Here is a 5,439-nt window from a genome sequence, read left to right as displayed (position 1 = left end):
AGTCCGCCGCACCGGCCTCGAACGCACGGATGGCGTAATCCTCGTACGCGGTGGTGAACACCACCAACCCGCCTTGCGCCACTACCTGCCGGGCGACGTCCAGGCCGCTGACGCCCGGCATGCGGATGTCGAGGAAGGCGACCTGCGGGCGGTGTTGCGCGACGGCATCCAGTGCCGACAGGCCATCCTCGCAGATGGCCACGATCTCGAGCTCCGGCCACGCCGCGCGCAGCTGTTGCTGCAGCGCGCGGCGCTGCGGCGCTTCGTCTTCGGCGATCAGGGCGGTGACGGCCTTCATGCCGACGACCCTAGCGGCACGCGGATCTCCGCGCAAACACCGCGACCGTCGACGGCCGGCGTCAAGGCGAACGCGGCACGCGTGCCGTAACGCGCCGACAGTTGTTCGCGCACGTTCGCCAGGCCCACGCCGGTACTCAGGCCGGGGCGTAGGCCGGCGCCATCGTCGCGCACCTGCACGCGCAGCATGCCGTCCTCGCGGACCGCCTCGATGTCGATGCGGCCCGGACCCGGCCTGGGTTCGATGCCGTGCTTGATCGCGTTCTCCACCAGCGTGATCAGCAGCGAGGGCGGGAACGGCGACGCGCGCACCGCATCGTCGGCGCGCACGGCGTACGCCAGCCGGCCGCCCATGCGCACCTGCATCAGTGCGAGGTAACTGCTGCAGATATCGAGCTGCTGGCCGAGCGTGGCGTGCAGGCCGCGGTCGTCGCGCAGTTTCGGAATGGTGGCGCGCAGGAAATCGACCAGCGCATCCAGCGTGGCTTCGGCCTGTGCGGGATCCTGCCGCACCAGCGCGCGCACCGAGGCCAGCGTATTGAACAGGAAATGGGGTTCCACCTGCGCCTGCAGCACGCCCAGGCGCAGGTCGGCTTCGTGCACGCGTCCTTCCAGCGCGCTGAGCTCGCGCCCATGGTGGTGCTCGTCCCAGCGGCGGTGTTCGCTGAAGTACGCGCGCAGCGCCAGCCCGCCGCCGAACAGACCGTAGACGACCACCAGCCCCGCGACGTTGATCGCCAGCCCGATCGCCTTCACCAACGGCGTCAAGGTGGGCGGATTCATCGACAGTCCCGCAGCCTCCAGGCCCGGCTTGATCAACTGTTCGATGTAGGACGATCCGACGCGATCGATGAAGAAGCTGAGCACCATGCCGACCAGCACGGCGATCACGACGGCCTTGCGCTCGCGCGCCACGGGCCATACACGATGCCGCACGGCGGTGGCCAACGCAGGTCCCAACGTGGCCATGAGACTGAAGACCACGAATTCGGTGAGGCCCACTTTGAGCGCGACGCCGAGGTCCTGTACCGCCACACCGCTGCCGGCGCCGATGAAGGCGGCGACCACCGCGATCACGCTGCAGAACAGCAGGCTGCGTCCGAGCAGCCAACGCAGGCCGAACACCGGATACTGACGGTAGCGACTCCATACCGCATCGCCGCCCACCAGCACTTCGGCGGGCAGCTTCTGTCGCAGCGGATAGGTCCGCTCCATGCTTACTTCCTCTCGCCGCGCAGTTGCTGGCCGGCCTGCTTCAGCGTCAGCGCGACCACCTTGCCGGCCGCATCGCGTTCGAAGCGGATTTCAGCACCGACGGCGTCCATGACGAACACATCGCGTTCGACCGCCTGCACCGGCAGCGCCGGCTGGCCCGTGCCCTGGATGGTCAGCGTCTCGCCCTGCGCCTTCACCGTGAGCGCGAACGCGGGCACCAGCGGGTATTCGCCTTCGTATTCGCGCAATGCGGCCGCATCGATCTTCAACACAGGCTTCGCCGCGGCGGCATCGATCCGCTTGGCCGGCAGCACGCCCCCCATCTGCATCCACGTGAACGACTGGCCCGCCGCCGTGCGCTGCGGCCGCAGCACCGCGTCGAACTCGCGCGGATAGAAATCGCCTGCGCTGTCGTAGCCCATCGCATACGCGCCCTGGCCGGCCACCTGGATTTCCAGCGCATCACCCTTGCGGCGCAGGACCATCTTCATGCCACCGGCGAGTTCGTATTCGCCGGCGAGTGCGTCGAGCAACGTGCCGTCCGGCGTGGCCTCGCGGCGCGGCGTGCCGAGGGGGAAGCTGACATCAACCAGATGCAGGCCCAGCGAGCCTAGGCTGCCGATGGAGTTCCAGGTCGTGTCGGAGAGGATCACCACGCCGCGCTGCTTGTCCTTGTCGAACGACACGAACGACGAGAAACCACCGGTGCCGCCTTCGTGCACGTGCACGGTGCGTCCGCCAACGGGCATCAGCATCCAGTTCATCGCCATCGGTGGCGCGTCCGACACCTTCTGCTGCGAACGCTGCAAAGCGGCCGAGATCGAGGTGGATTCGGTTCCCAACTGGCCTTGCACGTAGCGCACCATGTCATCGAGCGTGGCGCGCACGCCGCCGACACCGGCGAGGTTGGTCTGGAAATGCCAGGCGGACGTGGCCCGTGCGTTCGGCGTATGGCCCACGGCTGCGCGCACACCGGCGGGCGCCACGTTGACATAGGCATGTCGCATGCCGAGCGGCGCGAACAGGCGCTGCTTCAGCAGCGTCTCCATATCCGTGCCCGCACGACGCGCGACGGCGTACGAGAGCACCATCGAGGCGAAGTTGGAGTATTCGAACTTGTTGCCGGGCGCTGCGGTGAGGGTGACGTCGCCCAACGAGGCGAGCAATGCGGCTTCGTCCAGCTTCGCGTACGGGTCCGTCATGTCCGGTGCACCCATGCGGGAGGGCAGCGCCGGGAGTCCGGAGGTGTGGGTCACGATGTGGCGCAGCAGGATCGGCTGGCCCTGGAACTGCGGCAGCTTCGTGCCGTCGGGCAGCCACGCTGAGAGCGGATCGTCCAGCGAACCTTTCCCCTGCCCGATCAGGTCGGCGAGCAAGGCAGCCGTCATGGTCTTGCTGACCGAGCCGATCTCGAAGGCGGCATCGGGCCCGATGCGCGACGCATCCTTCGCATCCGCGCACTGGTAGGTGCGGGCGACGGTGCCGGCTTCGATGACCGCGACGGCCATGCAGGCCCCGGTGCGATCGCCCTGCAGGCGCTGCTGGACCTTGCCGGCCAGCGCCTGGTCGGTCATGGCATGGGCGGGCGTGACGGCGGCGAAGCCGGCGGCGGCAAGGGCGAGAGCGATCGAATGAGCATAGGCCATGGCGGTTCTCCTGACGGGATGGTGGCCATGCTGGCGGACGCCGTCGCCACGCGTGCGGGTCTGCGATGGACGACCCGGTGGCCGCGATGAACGCCGCGATCCCGCGGATGGCCGGCGCGCCAAGCCCTAGTCGCCCAGCAGCTGGCGCACGGTGGTGCCGTAGCGACGCGCGATGGCATCGCCGTCCACGTGGCGGCCTTCGGTGACCACCTCGCGGCCACCGACCCGGACCGCGCGGACCAATGGCCGGTTTCCCGCGAACAGCCAGCGGTCGACCACGTCGTCGGTCGTCGCGCCTGCCAGCGCGGTGGCATCGGCATCCAGCCAGACGGCGTCCTGCGGATCCGGCGCAAGGCCCGTGGCATCCGCCTCGCTGTCCAGTACTCCCGCCAGCAGGGTACGGCCGACACTCGGCGAACCCGGCAGCACCGCGATGTTGCGATGGCGCGTGATGATTCGCTGGCCGTACTCCAGCCAGCGCAGCTCTTCCACCGGCGATACCGAGACGTGCGAATCCGAACCGATGCCCCAGCGGCCGCCGGCCTGCAGGAACTCGCGCAGCGGGAACAGGCCATCGCCGAGGTTCGCTTCCGTCGTGGGACAGATCGCGACGGTGGCGCGGCTGTCGGCGATGCCACGTGTTTCTTCCGGCGTCAGGTGCGTGGCGTGCACCAGCGTCCAGCGCCGATCGACCGGGAATTCGCGCAACAACCATTCCACCGGGCGCGCGTCGCGCAGCGCCAGGCAGTCCTGTACCTCACCCACCTGTTCGGCAATGTGGATGTGCACCGGCGCATCGGCAGACAGTGCGGACAGCACCTCGCGCATGGCGGCTTCCGGCACGGCACGCAGGCTGTGGAACGCACAGCCGACGCGCAGCCGCGCGTCCTGCAGCGGACGCAGGGCTTCGAGCAGGCGTAGGAACCCATCCACGTCGTGCCCGAACCTCCGCTGGCGCGCCGACAGTTCGCGACCGTCGAAGCCGCCCGTCATGTACAGCACCGGCAACAGGGTCATGCCGATGCCGGTGTCGCGCGCGGCGGCGATCAAGGCGTTCGACATCGCCGCAGGGTCGTCGTAGGGCGCGCCGTCGGGCTGGTGGTGCACGTAATGGAACTCGCACACGCGGGTGTAGCCGGCTTCCAGCATCTCGGCGTACAGCTGCGACGCCACCGCGTAGGTGCTCTCGGGCGTCATCCGCGCGGCGAAGCGGTACATGATTTCCCGCCAGGTCCAGAAACTGTCTTCGGGATTCGTCTGGTGCTCGGCCATCCCCGCCATCGCCCGCTGGAAGGCGTGCGAATGCAGGTTGGCGATGCCGGGAACGCGCCATCCTGCGTCGGTCAGGACGGGCAGGCCTGCGTGGGAATCGGGATTCGACATGGCGGTGCTTACGGCCGGCGACAGGGGTGCGTTAGGCTACCGCGTCGCCCACGCCAAGACACGCCCGCCGCCATGCTTGCCATCGTCCTCTCGCTGGTTGCCGTCGCCCTCGCGCTGATGGCAGTCTTCATCGCCGTGCAGGCGCAGAAGAAGAAAGGTGGCGCCGGAGATCGCGTGAACGATGGCGGCTCCACCACGCACGGCGACATGGGCTGCGCATCCGACAGCGGAGGCGGTGGCTGYGATGGTGGCGGTGGAGGCGACTGACGACATGGAGACGCGCTGGGATGGCCTGCTGGTCAACGCCCGCCTGGTCACGCTGGCCGGCGATGCCGGCTATGACGTGGTGGAGAACGGTGCGCTGGGCTGGCGCGACGGCGCATTCGTGTTCGCGGGTCGCCTCGCGGATCTGCCAGCTCCACCGGCGTCGCTAACCGATCAGATCGTGGACGCGCAGGGCGATTGGGTGACGCCTGGCCTAGTGGATTGCCACACGCATGTGGTGTTCGCCGGCGACCGGGCTGGCGAGTTCGAACAGCGCCTGCAGGGCGCCAGCTACGAAGACATCGCGCGCGCCGGCGGCGGCATCGTGTCCACGGTACGGGCCACGCGCGCCGCCAGCGAGGACGCCCTGCTCGACGCCTCGCTGCCGCGCGCGCGCGCCTTGCGCGACGACGGCGTGACGACGCTGGAGATCAAGTCCGGCTACGGCCTCGACTTCGACAATGAACGCAAGATGCTGCGCGTGGCGCGCCGCATCGGCGACATCCTCGGTATCACCGTGCGCACCACCTTCCTTGGTGCGCATGCGCTGCCGCCCGAGTTCGCCGGGCGCGAGGACCACTACATCGACGCCGTGTGCACGTGGCTGCCGACGCTGCACGAGGAAGGTCTGGTG

6 protein-coding genes are annotated in these 5,439 nt (G+C 68.9%); 2 read left to right on the top strand and 4 right to left on the bottom strand.

Annotated elements, in window-relative coordinates:
• From AC04L7_RS11680 to AC04L7_RS11665, 4 genes are all read right to left on the bottom strand, one after another.
• Nucleotides 1-298 (bottom strand): LytR/AlgR family response regulator transcription factor (locus tag AC04L7_RS11680; RefSeq protein ID WP_475513056.1); only part of this gene is annotated, 298 nt, incomplete at its 3' end.
• Nucleotides 295-1,512, bottom strand: coding sequence for a sensor histidine kinase (locus AC04L7_RS11675; protein WP_435997338.1), 1,218 nt, complete (start codon nt 1,510-1,512; stop codon nt 295-297). The genes AC04L7_RS11675 and AC04L7_RS11680, both read right to left, overlap by 4 nt.
• A gap of 2 nt (nt 1,513-1,514) precedes the next feature.
• Nucleotides 1,515-3,158, bottom strand: a complete 1,644-nt coding sequence (locus AC04L7_RS11670) for a serine hydrolase (RefSeq protein WP_435997336.1) — start codon at nt 3,156-3,158, stop codon at nt 1,515-1,517.
• Between the two features lie 126 nt (nt 3,159-3,284).
• A complete protein-coding gene (locus tag AC04L7_RS11665; RefSeq protein WP_435997334.1) occupies nt 3,285-4,541 on the bottom strand; it encodes a formimidoylglutamate deiminase in 1,257 nt (418 codons plus the stop codon).
• A gap of 72 nt (nt 4,542-4,613) precedes the next feature.
• Between AC04L7_RS11665 and AC04L7_RS11660 the strand changes: the two genes are divergently transcribed.
• Together AC04L7_RS11660 and AC04L7_RS11655 are read left to right on the top strand one after the other, a co-directional pair.
• Nucleotides 4,614-4,808, top strand: a complete 195-nt coding sequence (locus AC04L7_RS11660) for a hypothetical protein (RefSeq protein ID WP_296279086.1) — start codon at nt 4,614-4,616, stop codon at nt 4,806-4,808.
• A 4-nt stretch (nt 4,809-4,812) separates the two neighbouring features.
• On the top strand, nt 4,813-5,439 hold a 627-nt coding region (locus AC04L7_RS11655), incomplete at its 3' end, for an amidohydrolase family protein (RefSeq protein WP_475513055.1).

Source organism: Pseudoxanthomonas sp. LjRoot204_2 (genome assembly GCF_056175765.1).
The sequence above is the reverse complement of the archived record's forward strand: the minus strand, read 5'-3'. Positions and strand labels throughout refer to the sequence as shown.